Raw genomic sequence first — 16,699 nt, forward strand, 5'->3', positions numbered from 1 at the left:
CCCTCAACCCTCGTCATCCCGGACTTGATCCGGGATCCCGCTTTCTTAAAAAAACGGAAGTTCAGCGGGACCCCGGGTCAGGCCCGGGGTGACGAAACAATGCGGACGGTGCACAGAGTCGCTTCGCCCCGTCTCCAATCCGTAACAAATCCCATGTTTAGCCTTCCCAAAGAAGGCGCGCGGGCATAGCCTTGCCGTCATGAGCAAGGACGTCGATTTGGCCACGATCGCGGTCTACAGCCTGAAGGGGGGCGTCGGTAAGACGACCTTCGCGATCAACCTGTCCTGGGCGTCGGCCGTCATCTCGAAACGCCGCACGCTGCTGTGGGATCTTGATCCGCAAGCGGCCGCCACATGGCTGCTGTCCGCCGACCGGTCCGGCCGCGACGCGGCGCAGGCGATCTTCAGCAAGGATGTCGACGTCCGCTCGCTGATCCGCCCGTCCACCGTGCCCGGCATAGACCTGATCGCCGCCGACACGTCCCTGCGCGGCCTGGACCGCCTGCTGTTCGACCTGGGCAAGAAGAAGCGCCTGGCGAAGCTTATCGAGACGCTGGGCAAGGAATATGACCGGATCATCCTCGATTGCCCGCCCGGCCTCACCGAAACCAGCGAACAGGTGCTGCGCGCCGCCGATCTTGTGATCGTGCCGGTGATCCCCGCCCCGCTCTCTCAGCGCGCGCTGGGCGAGGTTGCGCGCTATCTGGTGCAGCGCGGCGGACGGCATGCGCCGATCCTGCCGGTCTTTTCAATGGTCGACCGCCGCCGCGGCCTGCACCGCGCGGCGCTGGAGGAACAGCCGAGCTGGCCGGTCATGCCCATGGCCAGCGCCGTCGAGCAGATGACGGTGAAGCACAAACCGCTGGGCGAGTTCGCCCCGACAAGCCCCGCCGCGCGGGAGTTCGCCAATCTGTGGACCGGAATAGAGCGGCGGCTGGCCAAGGGGTAGTTTGAATAACCGCCAACCCTCAACCCGTTCGGGCTGAGCCTGTCGAAGCCCTGTCCTTATCTTGAGAAGTGCAGCCCTTCGACGAGCTCAGGGCGAACGGGTTATGGTTTGCCCTGTAGCCTATCTCACGCCACCGCGCTGATGCCGCCCCTGCCGAACAGCGACCGGGCTTCCTCCGCCGGCATCGGACGGCCGAAATAATAGCCCTGGATCTTGGTGCATCCCAGCCGGTTGACCATCTCGACCTCGCTCTCGGTCTCGACGCCCTCGGCCGTCGTCGCCATGCCCAGGCTTTCCGCCAGCGCCACCACGGCGCGGACGATGGCCAGGCTTTCGGGCACGTTCCGCGATGCGCCGACCACGAAGCTGCGGTCCACCTTGATCGTGCTGAACCGCGTGCGGCTGAGATAGCCGAGCGAGGAATAGCCGGTGCCGAAATCGTCGAGCGACAGCTTGATGCCCAGCGCCAATATCTGCTCCAGCACCTGCGTCGCGCTGGTGTCGTCGCGCATGAACACGCTCTCGGTAACTTCCAGCTCCAGCCGGTGCGCGGGCAGGCCGGACTGGGCCAGGGCCGACATCACCGTCGATACGAAGCTGGGATGGCTTAGTTGCTCGGCGGAGACGTTCACGGCGACACGGACATTGGCGGGCCAGTGCATCGCTTCATGGCAGGCGGTGCGCAGCACCCATTCGCCGATCGGCGCGATCAGGCGCGCATCCTCGGCCACCGGGATGAACTTGGCTGGCGAGATCGGCCCCATTTCCGGGTGGGTCCAGCGGATCAGCGATTCGAACCCTTCGACCGCGCCGGACTTGGCGTTCACCACCGGCTGATAGACGACGCTGAGCTGCTGCTTCTCCAGCGCCTCGCGCAGCGCAACCTCCAGCGTGCGGCGCTCCTCGGCATGCAGGTGCAGCCTCGGCTCATAATGGCAATGCTTGCCGCCGCCTTCCTCCTTGGCGCGATACAGCGCAAGGTCGGCGCTGCGGATCAGCGTCTCGGTCGTGCGCCCGTCGCGCGGGGCGAGGGCCGACCCGATGCTCGCGCCGATATAGAGCGTATGCTGATCGACCTCATAGGGGCGCGACAGCAGCTCGATCGTCGCTTCCGCGACCTGATCGACATAATGGGTGTCCACCACTTCGCGGATGACGATGGCGAACTCGTCGCCGCCGATGCGCCCGCACAGCTCGTTGCTGGAACAGACCTGGCGGAGCCGCTCCGCGACCCGCTGCAACAGCCGGTCGCCGATCTGATGGCCCAGCGTATCGTTCACCGCCTTGAACCGGTCGAGGTCGATCATCAGGAAGGCGCAGCGGCTGTTCCACCGCTCAACGCCCTCCAGCGCGCTTTGCAGCGCGTCGGACAGTTGCAGACGGTTGGGCAGGTCGGTCAGCGCGTCGAAACGGGCGAGCTGCGCGATCTTGTCGGCCGATTCGCGCTGCACCGTCACGTCGGAGCCGACGCCGCGGAACCCCAGATAGGCGCCCTTCTCGTCCACGCGCGGAGAGGCGGACAATTCCCACCAGCGGATTTCGCCGGCGATCTCGACCGGAATGATGATGTTGCTGAAGCTCTCGCGCCGTTTCAGCTTCTCGGCCAGGTCGTGCAGGGCGGCGGCGAACTTGCCGCTTTCCCATGCGCTGCCCGCAAGGATCTGCACCAGCGGCTTGCCTTCCAGCTCGGCCGGCTCGACGCCCATGATGCTGGCGAAGCGCGACGACACGCCGTTGATCCGCCGGGCGGCGTCGGTCTGCCACAGCCAGTCGGACCCGGTATCCTCATATTCGCGCAGCAGCAGGCTGACGACCGCGCTCTTTTCCTCCAGCTCGGTGCTGGTGCTCAGTTGCTTGCCGAACTCCCGCGCATGCTTGAGGCTCGCGATCAGCAGGACCAGCGCGTAGCAGGCGACCAGCGCGGGCAACTGCTTCATGTCCCAGAACAGCAGGATGCTGCCGACCCCGGTGGGCAGCAGGAAACCGATCGTGGCGAAGGGCAAGGCCGCGAAAGCGACCGCCGCGCCCACCATCAGGCAACTTGTCAATGTCCAGATCGCAACGACCTGCGCCGCATCCGCATCCCGCCCCAGCATCAGCATCGCCGCGGTCCAGGACAGGCCCTGCCCCATGGCGGTCAGGCCGTGAACGATGACGGACCGGCCAGTCACCCCGGCATATTCGTGCCGGATTCGCTCGCGGCTCTGGCGCGCGGGCAGAAGGATGAACAGCATCGCAAACGCCGTCCAGCCGAGCAGCGCGCGGATATCGGCGGTGGCGTAGAATATGCTCCAGACGAACACCAGGGCGGAAAGATACAGCACCACCCGCAGCATCATCAGCCGGTCGGAGGACCAGAGCTGAGCGCGGTACAGCTTCTCGGCATCGACCGCGCGCGGCTTCATGAACCCCGCAAGCACGAGCAGCGGGAGCTTTTCGGGGGCGGGCCCGGATTGGGAGTGCTTGATTTCCGACGTCACGCCTGCGGTCTAGACGACCCAAGGTTAGCAACCGGTAAGCGCAAGCCCCCAATTCGTCGTATTTCTGCGAAAAAGTGCCCGAAATGGGTTAATTTCGTCAGGCAGCGATGTCGTAAGGCCGGATTTCGCCGGAAAGATACAGGTTCCGCGCCTTCGACCGGCTGAGTTTGCCTGAGCTTGTCCGGGGCAGCGTGCGCGGCGGCACCAGCTCCACGACGCAGTTCATGCCGGTGATGGCCCGCACCCGCTCACGGATCTGGTCGCGCAAGCGCGAACGCTCCTCATTGTCGGACGTGCGGCAATGCACCAGCACGGCGGGCGCTTCCTCGCCGCCCGGCGTCGTGATCGCAAAGGCGGCGATGTCGCCCTGCTTGAAGCCGGGAAGCTGCTCCACGGCCCATTCGATGTCCTGCGGCCAGTGATTCTTGCCGTTGATGATGATCATGTCCTTGGCGCGGCCGACAATGTAGAGATAGCCGTCGCCCAGATAGCCCATGTCGCCGGTGTCCAGCCATCCGTCGACCATGCAGGCGTCGGTCGCCTCCTGATCCCGGAAATAGCCGACCATCAGGCTCGGCCCGGTGGTCCACACCTTGCCGATGCGCCGGTCGGCCAGCACGGAGCCGTCCTCGTCGCGAATTTCGACGATCATGTCCTTGGCGGGCTTGCCGCAATTGACGATGGCGCGGAACCGCTGCGGGCGGCCCTCCAGCGCGTCGCCGCCCGACAGGTCGGTTTCCTCGACCAGCTCGACGACAATGCCCTCGCCCGGCGGCATGATGGTGACGGCCAGCGTCGCTTCGGCCAGGCCATAGCTCGGCAGGAAAGCGGTCGGCGCGAAGCCCGCATCGCCGAATGCATCGACGAAGCTCTGCATCACATCCGGGCGGATCATGTCGGCGCCGTTGCCCGCCAGCCGCCAGCGGGACAGGTCGAACCGGTCGGCCGCCTTGGTCTGGCTGGACATGCGCCGGGCGCAGATGTCATAGCCGAAGGTCGGCGAATAGCTGATCGAGGTGCCTTCATTGCGGCTGATCAGGTCCAGCCACGCCAGCGGACGGCGGGCGAAATCCTCGGTCTTCATGTAATCGGTCGACACCTGATTGGCGACGACGGACAGGAAGCAGCCGACCAGACCCATGTCATGATACCAGGGCAGCCAGCTTATGCAGCGGTCGCTGTCCTGCAGCTCCATGCCGTGGCTGTGCGCCGACAGGTTGCTCAGCAGCGCATGGTGAGTGACGGCGACGCCATGCGGGAAGCGGGTCGATCCGCTGCTATATTGCAGATAGGCAATATCCTCGCTCGCCGCCTGGGGCAGCGGGCACTGCCGCGCCTCGGTGGCGATGAACGCCTGATAGGATATCGGCTCCACGCCTTTCTGCCGCGCGGCCTCCGCCGCCATGTCGGACAGTTCGTCGGGGAAGAACAGCGCCTTGGGGTCGCAGCTTGAAAGCTGGACGACGAGCTGGTCGATATAGCTTTCCTTGCCGCCGAAGCTGGTCGGCAGCGGCAAGGGCACCGGCCATGCGCCCGCATAGACGATGCCGAAGAACATCTGCGCGAATTCCGGCCCGGTCTCGGCGATCAGGGCGATGCGGTCATGCGGCCGCACGCCGTGCGCGATCAGGCGATAGGCGCATTCGATGGCGTCGCTGCGCAGCTCGGCATAGCTGTAGGCCTGCGCCAGATTGCCGCGCGGATCGTGGAAATTCAGCCCGCGTTTGCCGGACGCTGCATAATCCAGCGCCTCGCCAAGCGTAGCGAAATCCGAAAAGCGACGCGGCAATTCGTCCTGCGTCGGTGTGGCAATCAGGTTGGTCCGCGAACCCGTCATACTGGTTTCACCCAATGTCACTATCCATAAGGTTTCTGGTGCCCCCGGCTATTTTATTGTTACCGGATGGAACCGCATACTGCACTCCAGCCTGCGCTTCTAGCCCACAAGGCGCGTTCAAATTCCGGCCCGACTGTGGCACAAAGATGGCGCGTGACCCAAAACTCAGCGAAAACCCGCGAAAAACGGCCCATACCGCCCCTGGATGACGCGCGGCTGAACGAAATGGCTTTACGCTATGTCGGGCGCTACGCCACCACGCGGGCGAAGCTCGCGGCCTATCTTCACCGCAAATTGCGGGAACGGGGCTGGGCGGGAGACCGCCCCGCCGACCCGGAGGCGATCGTCGCGCGCATGGCGGAGCTGCGCTATGTCGACGATGCGGGCTTTGCCGTCATGAAGGGCGCCGCGCTCGGACGGCGCGGCTATGGCGCAAGGCGCATCGGAGAAGCGCTGCGCGCCGCCGGGGTCGAGGAACCCGACCGCGCGGAGGCGGAGGACGAAGCCGCATCCGGCAAATGGGCCGCCGCGCAGGCCTTCGCCCGCCGCAAGCGCATCGGCCCCTTCGCCCGCGACCCGGCCGAACGCGACGTCCGCGAAAAACAGATAGCCGCCTTCCTGCGCGCCGGCCACGACTTCGCGACGGCAAGGGCATGGGTGAACGCCGAACCAGGCGAAATGCCGGAGGAGGGGTGAAAGCCCTCTCCCGCAAAATCACCGTGGGACCAGATATGTGCTCCTGCGAAAGCAGGAGCCCAGTTCAGACCGCGGGAATAGGCTCCTGCTTTCGTAGAAGCACATAGAGGGCGGTCCCGCTTTTCCCGCAACCGCCTGAGACCCAGCATCCGCTGGGGTGACGAGTGAGGGGAGCGCCCTTATAAGCCCCCCCATGCGCCTTTCCTTCCTCGCCCCGCTCATCCTCCTCGCCGCCTGCTCCGCCACGGCCGACAAGCAGGACAATGCCAATTCCGCGGCAGCCACCGCGACGTCAACCGCCCGCCCGGCGACCATCCCCCTCATCATCACCGCCAATGGCAAGGCGCACCGCTTCGACGTCGAGATCGCGCTGACCAAGGAAGAACAGGCCAAGGGCCTGATGTTCCGCAAGTCCCTCTCCCCCGATGGCGGCATGGTGTTCCCGATGTCGCCGCCGCGCACCGCGAGTTTCTGGATGGAGAATACCTTCATCCCGCTCGACATGATCTTCGTGCGGACGGACGGCACCATCGCCCTGCTCGCCGCCAATACGAAACCCTATTCGCGGGAGCCGGTGTCGGCGGGCGTGCCGGTCGCCGGCATCGTCGAACTGGCGGGCGGCCGCGCGGCCGAACTCGGCATCGACGACAAGGCGACGGTCCAATGGGGCAACTGCGCCGCCCCCGCCCGGCCGGATGAGGCATGGGACAGTTTGAATTTCTGCCCGGCGAACGGGCGCTAGAAGATAAGCGCCGTACTCCTGCGCAGGCAGGAGTCCAGTCCCGCCGTCTGAACTGGGCTCCTGCTTTCGCAGGAGCACGCTGCGTTTTTCACCAATCTCCAATACCCCCATCCGTTCGGGCTGAGCGAAGTCGAAGCCCTCTGCTGAGCGGAGCGAAGCGCCTCACTCCATTCGGCCGGGTCCTTCGACTTCGCTCAGGACGAACGGCAAATAATTCGGAACCCCCACCCTGCTAACCAAATATGAACGCCCCATTAGCTATATCCCGCCCATGGGACGCGGCATCTTCCGGAACATCGTCATCGAGGCGCAATGGCTGAGCGACAGCCGCGCACGCGGCTATGCGCGCCTCCTTGCCATCCTGCTGCCGCTCGCCGCCCTGCTCTGGACCCTCGCCTCCCACTCCGGCAAATCCCCCAACGGCGAACCGCTCGGCCCGGATTTCCTCAGCTTCTGGACAGCCTCCCAACTCGCCCTCGCGGGAAATCCCGCCGCGCCCTATGACCCGTCCGCCCACCACGCCGCACAGATCGCCGTCATGGGCTGGGACCCCGGCTATTTCGCCTTCTTCTATCCGCCGCCCTATCTGCTGGCCTGTCTGCCGCTCGCCCTGCTGCCCTATGCCGCGGCGCTGGCGGTGTGGGTCGGCCTCACCGGCCTCGCCTATCTCAAGATGCTGCGCGCCTGGACCGATGATCCCCATATCTGGATCGCCATGCTCGCCTTCCCGGCGGTGCTCATCAATGCCGGTCACGGCCAGAACGGCTTCCTGACCGCCGCGCTGGCGGGCGGCGGCCTGATCCTGATGGACCGCAAGCGCCCCTGGCTGGCGGGCCTGCTGCTGGGCGCGCTGGTCATCAAGCCGCATCTCGCGATCCTGCTCCCCCTCGCCCTTGCCGCAAGGGGTGAATGGCGCGCCTTCCTCGCCACCGGCCTTGGCGCAGTCCTCTGGGCCGCCCTGTCCTTCCTCGCCTTCGGGCCGGAGGCATGGCACGGCTTCCTCGCCGACAGCGCCCTTGCCCGTCAGACGCTCGAACAGGGGCTGGTCGATCCCGCCAAGATGCAGAGCGCCTTCGCCGCCGTCCGCGTGGCGGGCGGATCGCTGACTCAGGCTTACGCCGCGCAGGCCGCCATCGGCATCGCCGCCGCGCTCACTCTCGTCGCCCTCGCCCGCCTGCGCGCGCCCGCCATGGCGCAGAACGCCGCCTTCGCCCTCGCCGCCATCCTCGCGACGCCCTTCGTGTTCGATTACGACCTGACCTGGATCGCCCTGCCGCTCGGCTGGCTGCTGGTGGAGGGGCGGCGCACCGGCTTCCTGCCTTATGAAAAGCTCGTCATGGCCGCCGCCTTCCTGCTCCCGCTCGTCGGCCGCAGCCTCGCCATCGGCCTCCACATCCCCATCGCGCCCTTCCTGCTCGCCGCCTTGTTCATCCTGGTCGCCCGCCGCGCGGTTCATGGTTGCAGGGTGGGGCGTCATTCAGATGATGGCGTGGCGAAAATGGTGATTTCCTGAGAGCCGGAGCGGAGCGTACTTAAAGTACGTGAGCACCGGAAGCTCGGGGAATTGCCATTTGCAGCCCGCCAGCGCTGAATGCCGACCCGCCCTGAGCTTCAATAGGCTGTTGCCAAGCCGGGCCGCGAACGGCTAAGCGCATCCCTCATGGGAATCCTCGCGAAAATCTTCACCTGGTGGGACGGCGCCACCATCGGCACCTCTTTCTACACCTCCCGCAAGGGATCGAAGGTGGGTGAGGACCATGCCGGCAATGTCTATTATGAGGGCGGCGTCGACGTGATGGGCCGCACCCGCCGCTGGGTGATCTATAACGGCCCGAACGACGCCAGCCGCGTGCCCGCCGAATGGCATGGCTGGCTGCACCACAGCATTGAGGGCGCGCCGGAAAGCTTCCTGCCCCCGCCCCGCATCTGGGAAAAGGAATTCACGCCGAACCAGACCGGTCTCGCCACGGCCTATCGCCCCAGCGGATCGATCGAGATGGGCGGCCGCCGCGCCGCCGCGACCGGCGACTATGAGGCATGGAGCCCCGACGCATCATGATCCGGCTGACGGCGGGGGCGACCCTGCCGCTCCTGCTCCTCCTTGCCGGTTGCGGCAGTGGAGACGAGCTTCCGCAAGCCAATCAGTCCGGCCCGGTGCGGGTCGAGGGCGGCAAGGTCACGGTCAGCCGCGACGCGGAACTGCTGGGCACGCCGATGAAGGAGCGGGTCGCCATTGTCGGCCTGCTCAACAAGCGCAATGGCCTGACCCGCGACCTGAAGATGAAGCCTGGCGAGGCGCTGCGCGTCGGCGACGCCATCGTCCGCCTGCAGGCCTGCGAACAGACGGCTCCCTGGGAAAACACCCCTGAAACCGGCGCTTTCGTTCAACTCGACGTGCGCAGCGCCGCAGACGACAAGTGGCGGCGCGTCTTTTCCGGCTGGCTGTTCAGGAACCGCCCGGAACGCAATGTGGTTCAGCACCCCATCTATGACGTCTGGGTCAAGAGCTGCACGATGGAATGGCCGGAAACCGGCCCCGACACAGTGAAGCTTGGCGACAAGGGCGGGTCACGCCGCAGCGCGTCCGGTGATGCCGCCGACGCCGCCACCGGGAACAATGCCGACGCCGCGCCGGCCGCACCCGCGCCCAGCAGGCCGCGCCCGGCCGCGAACGGCACGCCTTCGACCGCCTCGCCCAGCAACACCAGATAGGCTTTCTGGCTGATCTCCACCGCACCCAGCGAGCGGAGGTGATCGGTCATGAACTGGCAGTCGAGCAGGGTGAAGCCCCCCGCCCGCATATGCCCCACCAGCCAGGCCAGCGCGACCTTCGACGCATCCGTCCGGCGGGAAAACATGCTCTCCCCGAAGAACGCCCGGCCCAGCGCCACGCCGTAAAGCCCACCGACCAGTTCCTCGCCTTCCCAGCATTCCACCGAATGCGCGAAACCCAGCGCATGCAGATTGCCATAGGCCGCCTCGATCTGCCGGTTGATCCAGGTCGACGGCCGGTCCTCCGCCACCTCGGCGCATTTGGCGACGACTCCGGCGAAGTCGGCGTTCACCGTGACCCGGAACCGCTCCCGCCGCACCGTCTTGGCCAGCGAGTGCGACAGGCGAAACCCGTCCAGCGGCAATATCGCCCGCTGCTTCGGCTCCACCCAGTAGATTTCTTCCGCATCCCGGTCGTCGGACATCGGGAACACACCGATGGCATAGGCCTGCAGCAACAGGAGCGGGTCGATCGTCATCTTCCCCGCCTTAAAGCATGTCGGCTGGCAAGCGGGAACAGAAAAGCGTCGCCCTATCGGGCCGCCGCCTCACCCCTCGCGGGGCGGGCGGCGTGGGGGCGACATGGGGGGCGGCATGGGGGACGGCATGGGACGCGCGCGCTGGTCCCTCAGACCGGCAACGCCTCCAGAAATTCCGCCCCGGCCGCCATCGGGATGGCCATCGCCAGCACGCATGCGGGCATCGCCTTTCTTGTCCGCTTCCGCGCCTTGGCCACAACCGCCTCGCGCCGCACATGGAAGATGCGGGATGAGGCGTTATAGCCCGCAAGCGCGCTCGCCTTCAAAGACGGGTGCGCCGCCAGGAACTCGGCGAACGCCTCTTTCTGCCCGGCCTTGCCCATCTGCTCGGCCCATCCCCAGTCATCAAACATGATGATCGCCTGCTCCCCGATGAACGGTTCGCAGAACTCCAGCGCCTGTTTCGACGCCGAATAGATGTCGCAGTCGATCATGATCAGCCCGGCGCGGGACAGGTTCAGCCGGTCGCGCGTGCCATCGTTCAACGTGTCGTCAAACCATCCCTTGACCAGTTCGACGCGGTTCAGATTCACGCCCTTGCTCGCCAGATGCCGTTTGGTGGCGGGCAGCGTCGACCGGAAGTCGCCCTCGGTCCAGCCTTCCGCTTCCGATCCCGACGGCATCCCCTCAAAGGAATCGAACCCGATCAGCCGGGCCTGCGTCATCCCCGCTTCGGACAGGACCTTGTGAACGCAGGCGAGCGAGCTGCCCCGGCTGACCCCGAACTCCAGATAGTCGCCAAAGGCCGCCGGATCGCCGCTCAGGTCCAGGCTGCGGATGGCGGCCTTCACGCAGCGGCGGAAATCATCCTCCGGCACCAGAGGCACCCACGGCGTCAGCCCCTTGGCCTTCAGCGTCATCCACGCCGCATGGGCGGGCTTTTCCAGACCGGCGATACGGGCCAGCGTCTTGATGATTTTCCTCATGCGCAATGCTCCTGATGGAAGAAACGACAGGATGAGAGGCCGTGCGGACGGCCCCGGAAGCGCGCTGCGGTTGCCGGAAGGACGATGACGCCTGAGCGATGCTGCGGATGTGCGGCATCGCCAGCCCGCAAAGGGGCTGCGAAAGGGATTCCGGGCGTAGCGCGAAATTGTTGGACGGCCATCACCGTTACTCGGTCGCAGTCTTGGAAACTGGGACGAATGACAAACGGTTACCGGGGGTTAGGCGCCCGGACTAGCCACCCGGCATGCCGGGTCCAACGGAGAAACAGAGAGAAACATAAAGCGGGTACGGAATCAAGGCATGGTCTTGGCCGGCGGAGCGGCATGATCCCGGATTGGGATTCGCCAAAACATGATGCCAATTGCGGGCATCAAATACCGTTCGCCCTGAGCTTGTCGAAGGGCTGTCCTTCACTCCCAAAAGTGCAGGGTTTCGACAGGCTCAACCCGAACGGTATTTACATACCGATCACGCAACTCCCGCCGCCCCATTCTCCCCTTGCCCTCCCCCGCCCCCTTGTCTAAAGCGCCCCTCTCGCGGGATACAGGAGTGTAGCTCAGCTGGTAGAGCGTCGGTCTCCAAAACCGAATGCCGGGGGTTCGAGTCCCTCCACTCCTGCCACGAACCTTTGCGCCGGCCTTGCGCCGGAAACGGCATGGGTTTATGGGCTCGCGGGAATTGGTCGCGAAGCAGTGGCCGCATCCGGGGCGCCGAAAAAGCGGCGAGGCCCGGAGGGCGGCGTATTGCTTCGCGGTTTGGCGTTTGTTTTGAACGGGTTGAGCACGAAAGATGGCAAAGACTTCTCCGGGCGAATTCGTCAATCAGGTGCGCGCAGAGGCCGGCAAGATCGTGTGGCCGACGCGGCGGGAAACGATGATGACGACCGTGATGGTGGTGATCATGACGTCGATTCTCGGCATCTTCTTCTTCGGCATCGACACCTTTTTCGGGGCGATCGTGAAGTGGCTGCTCAGCTTCGCCGCAGGGCAAGCCTGAACGCGGTAGGGAACATTTGAAGGATTAACATGGCGCGCTGGTACATCATCCACGCTTATTCAGGCTTCGAGAACAAGGTCCGCGACCAGATCGTGGCCGATGCCGAGCGCCTGGGCCTCGCCCAGCTCGTCGAATCCGTCGAGGTGCCGACCGAGACCGTGACCGAGGTGCGCCGCGGCAAGAAGATTCAGTCGGAGCGGAAATTCTTCCCCGGCTACGTCCTCGCCAAGCTGTCGATGAACGACGATGTCTATCACCTCGTCAAGAACACGCCGAAGGTGACGGGCTTCCTCGGCTCCTCCGGCAAGCCGCAGGCGATCAGCGAGGCGGAGGCCGCGCGCATCCTCAACACCAAGGAGGAAGCCGCCGCCGCGCCCAAGCACAAGATCAACGTCAATTACGAGATTGGCGACAGCGTCAAGGTGCTGGACGGCCCGTTCGCCAGCTTCAACGGCACAGTCGAGGAACTGGATTTCGAAAAGAGCCGCGTAAAGGTCTCCGTCTCGATCTTCGGCCGCGCGACCCCGGTCGAGCTGGACTTCGAACAGGTAGAATTGGCCAAATAATTGGCCAATTCGTGTCCCGGCGAAAGCCGGGATCCAGGGCGTCTGGGTGTGACGTCACGATATATACCGTCACCCCGGACTTGATCCGGGGTCCCGCTTTCTTCGATACGCCGAAAGAAGCGGGATGCCGGATCAAGTCCGGCATGACGGAAAACGGAATTTCCGGGCAACCGGGAATGCGTGCGGGAGGAAGGCTTCGGCCTACCGTCAGAACCGCTAAACTTGAACCGGACGAGCCTTCGGGTCCGTCCAGCAACAGAGTGAGTAAAGATGGCCAAGAAGATTACGGGCTATATCAAGCTCCAGGTGCCCGCTGGAGCCGCCAACCCCTCGCCGCCGATCGGCCCGGCGCTGGGTCAGCGCGGTGTGAACATCATGGAATTCTGCAAGGCGTTCAATGCGTCGACGGAAAAGATGGAAAAGGGCACGCCGCTGCCGACCATCATTACCGTCTATGCCGACCGCAGCTTCTCCTTCACCACCAAGCAGCCGCCCGCGACCTATCTGATCAAGAAGGCGATGAACCTGAAGTCCGGCTCGAAGGAACCCGGCAAGGTCGTCGCTGGCAAGATCAAGCGGTCGCAGCTCGCCGAAATCGCGCAGGCCAAGATGGCCGACCTGAACGCGAATGACATCGACGCGGCGACGAAGATCATCGAAGGCTCCGCCCGCGCGATGGGCCTCGAAGTGGTGGAGGGCTAAGACATGGCGAAGATCACGAAGAAGGCGAAGGCTCTTAGCGCCGCCATCGACAAGGACAAGCTGCACGGCGTTGACGAGGCGCTGGCGCTGATCAAGACCCACGCGACCGCCAAGTTCGACGAGAGCGTCGAGGTGGCGATCAACCTGGGCGTCGATCCCCGCCACGCCGACCAGATGGTCCGCGGCGTCGTCACCCTGCCCGCCGGCACCGGCAAGACCGTGCGCGTCGCCGTGTTCGCCCGTGGCGACAAGGCCGATGCGGCGACCGCCGCCGGCGCTGACGTGGTTGGCGCGGAAGACCTGCTGGAGAGCATCCAGGCCGGCAACATCGATTTCCAGCGCGTCATCGCGACGCCGGACATGATGGGCCTGGTCGGCCGTCTCGGCAAGGTGCTGGGTCCCAAGGGCCTGATGCCGAACCCGAAGCTGGGCACCGTGACCCCGAACGTCGCCGAAGCCGTGAAGGCCGCCAAGGGTGGCCAGATCGAATTCCGCGTGGAAAAGGCCGGCATCATCCACGCCGGTCTGGGCAAGGCGAGCTTCTCGGCCGCTGACCTGCGCAAGAATTTCGACGCCTTCGTCGACGCGATCGTGAAGGCGAAGCCGACCGGCTCGAAGGGCAAATATGTCCGCAAGATCGCCCTGTCCTCCTCGATGGGCCCGGGCGTGAAAGTCGACGTGACGGAAGTCGCCTCGGCCTGATCTTCGGTTCAGGACCAGACATGAAAAGGCCCCGTCCGCAAGGATGGGGCCTTTTTCTGTGACTCCCCCGCGATGACTTTCCAGTGCGCCGGAAAGCTTTGGGCGAACGTCTGCAATAGAAAACGCATCTCCCACTCTTCGTCACCCCGGGCTTGACCCGGGGTCCCGCTTTTCTGAAACTCGTGAAATGGCAAAAACGCAGCAGGGCGGATGGGTCTATATCATGGCCGATCGGTATCGCGGTGCTCACCAACCGTCTCCGCCTTCCCTATACGGTTTCCCAAACACTCCCCTCCCTGCAAGGGAGGGGTCAGGGGGTGGGTAGCGAGCGAAGCGAGCCTCCCTGCCATCCGCAAGGTAGGAACGCCGCTACGCGGCGAACCCACCCCCGGCCCCTGCCTTGCAGGGAGGGGAGATTTAGCGGCGCCTAACCAAAACCCGTCACCCCAGCGAAGGCTGGGGTCTCAGGCCGCTAGATAATCCGTTCGAACAAATCCTCCCACTCAGGATTCACCTCCTCGATCAAACGGATTTTCCATTCCCGCCGCCAAGCCTTCAATGCCTTTTCCCGCGCTATCGCCCATTCAATGTCTTCATGCGGTTCGGCCAATACCAGCCGGGTCAGATTATATTTCCGGCAAAAATCCGACCCGGAACCACTGCGGTGCTGCAAAACGCGCGCCGCAATGTCCGCGGTAACACCGACGTAAAGAACGCCGCGTGGCTTGTTCGTCATGATGTAGGTCCACCCGCCCCGCGCCATCCGGGAAACATACTTCAGGCCGCCTGAGATGCCAGCCTTCGCTGGCATGACGAAAAATATCCGATCCGATCACGTTACAACCCCTCTCTCCTTTTCCTCCCACTACCGTTCGTCCTGAGCTTGTCGAAGGACTGCCTTTCTCTTGGGGCCTCACCTGCCTCGCAAAGAAAGTGCAGGGCTTCGACAGGCTCAGCCCGAACGGTTCAAAGAACCTCCGACAGTCTCGGTGTAAACGAGACGCGCCCCCACCTAAGCCCCACCCCCACAAAACACGTGACAAACCGCGCCCATCCCGCTAAAGGCCCGCCACCGCATCCTTCGGGGTGCGTCCGTCCGAGACAGTTGGTGAAGGGAATCTGCCCTTCTTAATGTCCAGCCTAGACGGGGAAAAGTTCTTCGCCGGGCGCGCTTTGCCGCCGTCCGGGTCTGCCTGCCGTTCCTTTGCGGACGATATGGGCCGTCAACCTCTCCCCTTCGGACTTTAAGTCCCCGCCTGGCGGCGTTCGCGTTGCCGTGCGGGTTTTCCCGCCGGATGGTCCGGCGGGATGTAGTGGAGAATGGCATGGATCGTAATCAGAAAGCTGAGGTCGTTTCCGCGCTGAACGCCAATCTGGGCGAGATGGGCGTCGTCATCGTGACGCGCAATCTCGGCATGACCGTCGCACAGTCGACCGTCCTGCGCCAGAAGATGCGGGAAGCCGGCGCGTCCTACAAGGTTACGAAGAACCGCCTCGCCAAGATCGCGATCGAGGGCACCCCTTACGCCGCCATCGGCTCTATGCTGACCGGCCCTGTGGGTCTTGCTTCCTCGTCCGATCCGGTCGCCGCCGCCAAGGTTGCGATCGATTTCGCCAAGACCAACGACAAGCTTGAGATCGTTGGCGGCGCGATGGGCGAAGTGCTGCTCGATGCGAACGGCGTGAAGGCGCTCGCATCGATGCCGTCGCTGGATGAACTGCGTGCGAAGATCGTCGGCCTGCTTGTGGCCCCGGCGACCAAGCTCGCAACCGTCACCCAGGCGCCGGCTGCGCAGCTCGCGCGGGTATTCAACGCCTATGCGGAAAAAGAAGCCGCATAAGCGCCTTATCGTTCAGTTGTAATCCTGGGGGTCCGCCCCCGCAGACATTAGGAATATGAAAATGGCAGACATCAATGCACTGGTCGACCAGCTCTCGGCCCTGACCGTCCTCGAAGCCGCTGAGCTTTCCAAGGCTCTGGAAGAGAAGTGGGGCGTTTCCGCCGCCGCTGCCGTCGCCGTTGCTGGCCCGGCCGCTGCCGGTGGCGCCGCTGCCCCGGCTGCTGAAGAGCAGACCGAATTCGACGTCATCCTGACCGGCGACGGCGGCAAGAAGATCAACGTCATCAAGGAAGTCCGCGCCATCACCGGCCTGGGCCTGACCGAAGCCAAGACCCTCGTGGAATCGGCTCCGAAGGCGATCAAGGAAGGCGTCAGCAAGGACGAGGCCGAGAAGGTCAAGAAGCAGCTTGAAGAAGCCGGCGCGACCGTCGAGCTCAAGTAAGCTTTCTTCCGGTTCACCGGACAAGCGAAAGGGCGGTCCCGAAAGGGCCGCCCTTTTTCGTACGCGCCATCAATCGCCCGGACACGCCACATACGCCGCCATCGTCATCCCGGACGTGATCCGCGATCCTGTTGCCCCGCCAGTCGGGCAAGAGGCAGGACCCCGGTTTCCCCGCAGCGGCAAATTGAAAGTGTCGGCGAACGACCAAAAGTGCAAGGTTCCGCTCTGCTATTGGCCGTCATCCCGGCGAAAGCCGGGACCCATATCTCCCCCTTGCCAGCCGCCTGCCGAAGGCGAGATGGGTCCCGGCTTTCGCCGGGATGACGAATAACGGCGCCATCTTCGACCATAAGCGGACCTTTTGAATAGCTTTGTGCTCCTGCGAAAGCAGGAGCCTAGGGTTATGTCGCACTACTGCACCCTGGGTTCCTGCGTTCGCAGGAACACGGCGTCTTCGAAAAACCCGCAGTCTGCTTCCCACCCCGTT

General features: G+C 64.6%; 16 protein-coding genes, 1 tRNA gene, 1 pseudogene and 1 other annotated feature. Of the genes and pseudogenes, 13 read left to right on the forward strand and 5 right to left on the reverse strand.

Features of this window, described 5'->3' with window-relative positions:
* The first annotated feature begins 199 nt into the window (after positions 1-199).
* Positions 200-949 (forward strand): ParA family protein, encoded by a 750-nt coding sequence (locus BHQ40_RS18125; RefSeq protein WP_070157161.1) that lies wholly within the window; start codon positions 200-202, stop codon positions 947-949.
* Between the two features lie 125 nt (positions 950-1,074).
* On the opposite strand, the gene BHQ40_RS18130 is transcribed toward BHQ40_RS18125, so the two are convergent.
* Together BHQ40_RS18130 and BHQ40_RS18135 are read right to left on the reverse strand one after the other, a co-directional pair.
* On the reverse strand, positions 1,075-3,354 hold the full coding sequence (locus BHQ40_RS18130; protein ID WP_070157196.1) for a putative bifunctional diguanylate cyclase/phosphodiesterase: 2,280 nt from the start codon (positions 3,352-3,354) through the stop codon (positions 1,075-1,077).
* 172 nt (positions 3,355-3,526) lie between these two features.
* Positions 3,527-5,287: a fatty acyl-AMP ligase gene (locus tag BHQ40_RS18135; protein ID WP_070157167.1), complete on the reverse strand. Its 1,761-nt coding sequence runs from the start codon at positions 5,285-5,287 to the stop codon at positions 3,527-3,529.
* Positions 5,288-5,491: 204 nt separating this feature from the next.
* Between BHQ40_RS18135 and BHQ40_RS18140 the strand changes: the two genes are divergently transcribed.
* The 5 genes and pseudogenes from BHQ40_RS18140 to BHQ40_RS26745 form a co-directional block, all read left to right on the forward strand.
* A complete protein-coding gene (locus BHQ40_RS18140; RefSeq protein ID WP_070157197.1) occupies positions 5,492-5,962 on the forward strand; it encodes a regulatory protein RecX in 471 nt (156 codons plus the stop codon).
* Positions 5,963-6,155: 193 nt separating this feature from the next.
* Positions 6,156-6,704: a DUF192 domain-containing protein gene (locus tag BHQ40_RS18145; protein ID WP_070157168.1), complete on the forward strand. Its 549-nt coding sequence runs from the start codon at positions 6,156-6,158 to the stop codon at positions 6,702-6,704.
* A gap of 271 nt (positions 6,705-6,975) precedes the next feature.
* Positions 6,976-8,217 carry a glycosyltransferase family 87 protein gene (locus tag BHQ40_RS18150; protein ID WP_070157172.1) on the forward strand — a complete coding sequence of 414 codons (1,242 nt, stop codon included), beginning with the start codon at positions 6,976-6,978 and terminating at the stop codon, positions 8,215-8,217.
* 147 nt (positions 8,218-8,364) lie between these two features.
* A complete protein-coding gene (locus BHQ40_RS18155) occupies positions 8,365-8,763 on the forward strand; it encodes an NADH:ubiquinone oxidoreductase subunit NDUFA12 (RefSeq protein WP_070157173.1) in 399 nt (132 codons plus the stop codon).
* Positions 8,764-8,984: 221 nt separating this feature from the next.
* A pseudogene (locus BHQ40_RS26745) lies at positions 8,985-9,155 on the forward strand (DUF2155 domain-containing protein); the annotation flags it as partial.
* A 35-nt stretch (positions 9,156-9,190) separates the two neighbouring features.
* Here the strand turns inward: BHQ40_RS26745 and aat are convergent.
* Positions 9,191-9,955 carry a leucyl/phenylalanyl-tRNA--protein transferase gene (aat, locus tag BHQ40_RS18165; RefSeq protein ID WP_070157176.1) on the reverse strand — a complete coding sequence of 255 codons (765 nt, stop codon included), beginning with the start codon at positions 9,953-9,955 and terminating at the stop codon, positions 9,191-9,193.
* A 149-nt stretch (positions 9,956-10,104) separates the two neighbouring features.
* Positions 10,105-10,941, reverse strand: a complete 837-nt coding sequence (locus BHQ40_RS18170) for a TylF/MycF/NovP-related O-methyltransferase (RefSeq protein ID WP_070157178.1) — start codon at positions 10,939-10,941, stop codon at positions 10,105-10,107.
* A 227-nt stretch (positions 10,942-11,168) separates the two neighbouring features.
* Positions 11,169-11,221, reverse strand: a sequence feature (sul1 is cis-regulatory element that is thought to sense ions involved in sulfur or methionine metabolism; They are found in Alphaproteobacteria).
* Positions 11,222-11,508: 287 nt separating this feature from the next.
* On the opposite strand from BHQ40_RS18170, the gene BHQ40_RS18175 reads away from it, so the two are divergent.
* From BHQ40_RS18175 to rplA, 5 genes are all read left to right on the forward strand, one after another.
* Positions 11,509-11,584, forward strand: a tRNA-Trp gene (locus tag BHQ40_RS18175).
* Positions 11,585-11,752: 168 nt separating this feature from the next.
* Positions 11,753-11,959 carry a preprotein translocase subunit SecE gene (secE, locus tag BHQ40_RS18180; RefSeq protein WP_070157180.1) on the forward strand — a complete coding sequence of 69 codons (207 nt, stop codon included), beginning with the start codon at positions 11,753-11,755 and terminating at the stop codon, positions 11,957-11,959.
* A gap of 29 nt (positions 11,960-11,988) precedes the next feature.
* Positions 11,989-12,525, forward strand: a complete 537-nt coding sequence (gene nusG / locus BHQ40_RS18185) for a transcription termination/antitermination protein NusG (RefSeq protein WP_070157181.1) — start codon at positions 11,989-11,991, stop codon at positions 12,523-12,525.
* A gap of 270 nt (positions 12,526-12,795) precedes the next feature.
* Positions 12,796-13,227 (forward strand): 50S ribosomal protein L11, encoded by a 432-nt coding sequence (gene rplK, locus BHQ40_RS18190; protein WP_070157183.1) that lies wholly within the window; start codon positions 12,796-12,798, stop codon positions 13,225-13,227.
* Between the two features lie 3 nt (positions 13,228-13,230).
* Positions 13,231-13,929 carry a 50S ribosomal protein L1 gene (rplA, locus tag BHQ40_RS18195; RefSeq protein WP_070157184.1) on the forward strand — a complete coding sequence of 233 codons (699 nt, stop codon included), beginning with the start codon at positions 13,231-13,233 and terminating at the stop codon, positions 13,927-13,929.
* A gap of 472 nt (positions 13,930-14,401) precedes the next feature.
* Here rplA and BHQ40_RS18200 read toward each other — a convergent pair whose 3' ends face one another.
* Complete coding sequence (locus tag BHQ40_RS18200) at positions 14,402-14,692, reverse strand: GIY-YIG nuclease family protein (protein WP_083277027.1); 291 nt, start codon at positions 14,690-14,692, stop codon at positions 14,402-14,404.
* Between the two features lie 562 nt (positions 14,693-15,254).
* Here BHQ40_RS18200 and rplJ point away from each other — a divergent pair.
* A complete protein-coding gene (gene rplJ / locus BHQ40_RS18205) occupies positions 15,255-15,770 on the forward strand; it encodes a 50S ribosomal protein L10 (RefSeq protein ID WP_070157188.1) in 516 nt (171 codons plus the stop codon).
* Positions 15,771-15,831: 61 nt separating this feature from the next.
* Positions 15,832-16,212 carry a 50S ribosomal protein L7/L12 gene (gene rplL, locus BHQ40_RS18210; RefSeq protein WP_070157190.1) on the forward strand — a complete coding sequence of 127 codons (381 nt, stop codon included), beginning with the start codon at positions 15,832-15,834 and terminating at the stop codon, positions 16,210-16,212.
* Positions 16,213-16,699 lie beyond the last annotated feature (487 nt).

Origin of the sequence: Sphingobium phenoxybenzoativorans, from assembly GCF_001757355.1 — a bacterium.
In the GTDB taxonomy this organism is placed as follows: domain Bacteria; phylum Pseudomonadota; class Alphaproteobacteria; order Sphingomonadales; family Sphingomonadaceae; genus Sphingobium; species Sphingobium phenoxybenzoativorans.

Coding starts and splice junctions, on each gene's coding strand:
- BHQ40_RS18125 (WP_070157161.1), top strand. CDS start 200: ATGAGCAAGGACGTCGATTTGGCCACGATCGCGGTCTACAGCCTGAAG.
- BHQ40_RS18130 (WP_070157196.1), bottom strand. CDS start 3,354: ATGAAGCCGCGCGCGGTCGATGCCGAGAAGCTGTACCGCGCTCAGCTC.
- BHQ40_RS18140 (WP_070157197.1), top strand. CDS start 5,492: ATGGCTTTACGCTATGTCGGGCGCTACGCCACCACGCGGGCGAAGCTC.
- BHQ40_RS18145 (WP_070157168.1), top strand. CDS start 6,156: ATGCGCCTTTCCTTCCTCGCCCCGCTCATCCTCCTCGCCGCCTGCTCC.
- BHQ40_RS18150 (WP_070157172.1), top strand. CDS start 6,976: ATGGGACGCGGCATCTTCCGGAACATCGTCATCGAGGCGCAATGGCTG.
- BHQ40_RS18155 (WP_070157173.1), top strand. CDS start 8,365: ATGGGAATCCTCGCGAAAATCTTCACCTGGTGGGACGGCGCCACCATC.
- aat (WP_070157176.1), bottom strand. CDS start 9,955: ATGACGATCGACCCGCTCCTGTTGCTGCAGGCCTATGCCATCGGTGTG.
- BHQ40_RS18170 (WP_070157178.1), bottom strand. CDS start 10,941: ATGAGGAAAATCATCAAGACGCTGGCCCGTATCGCCGGTCTGGAAAAG.
- secE (WP_070157180.1), top strand. CDS start 11,753: ATGGCAAAGACTTCTCCGGGCGAATTCGTCAATCAGGTGCGCGCAGAG.
- nusG (WP_070157181.1), top strand. CDS start 11,989: ATGGCGCGCTGGTACATCATCCACGCTTATTCAGGCTTCGAGAACAAG.
- rplK (WP_070157183.1), top strand. CDS start 12,796: ATGGCCAAGAAGATTACGGGCTATATCAAGCTCCAGGTGCCCGCTGGA.
- rplA (WP_070157184.1), top strand. CDS start 13,231: ATGGCGAAGATCACGAAGAAGGCGAAGGCTCTTAGCGCCGCCATCGAC.
- BHQ40_RS18200 (WP_083277027.1), bottom strand. CDS start 14,692: ATGGCGCGGGGCGGGTGGACCTACATCATGACGAACAAGCCACGCGGC.
- rplJ (WP_070157188.1), top strand. CDS start 15,255: ATGGATCGTAATCAGAAAGCTGAGGTCGTTTCCGCGCTGAACGCCAAT.
- rplL (WP_070157190.1), top strand. CDS start 15,832: ATGGCAGACATCAATGCACTGGTCGACCAGCTCTCGGCCCTGACCGTC.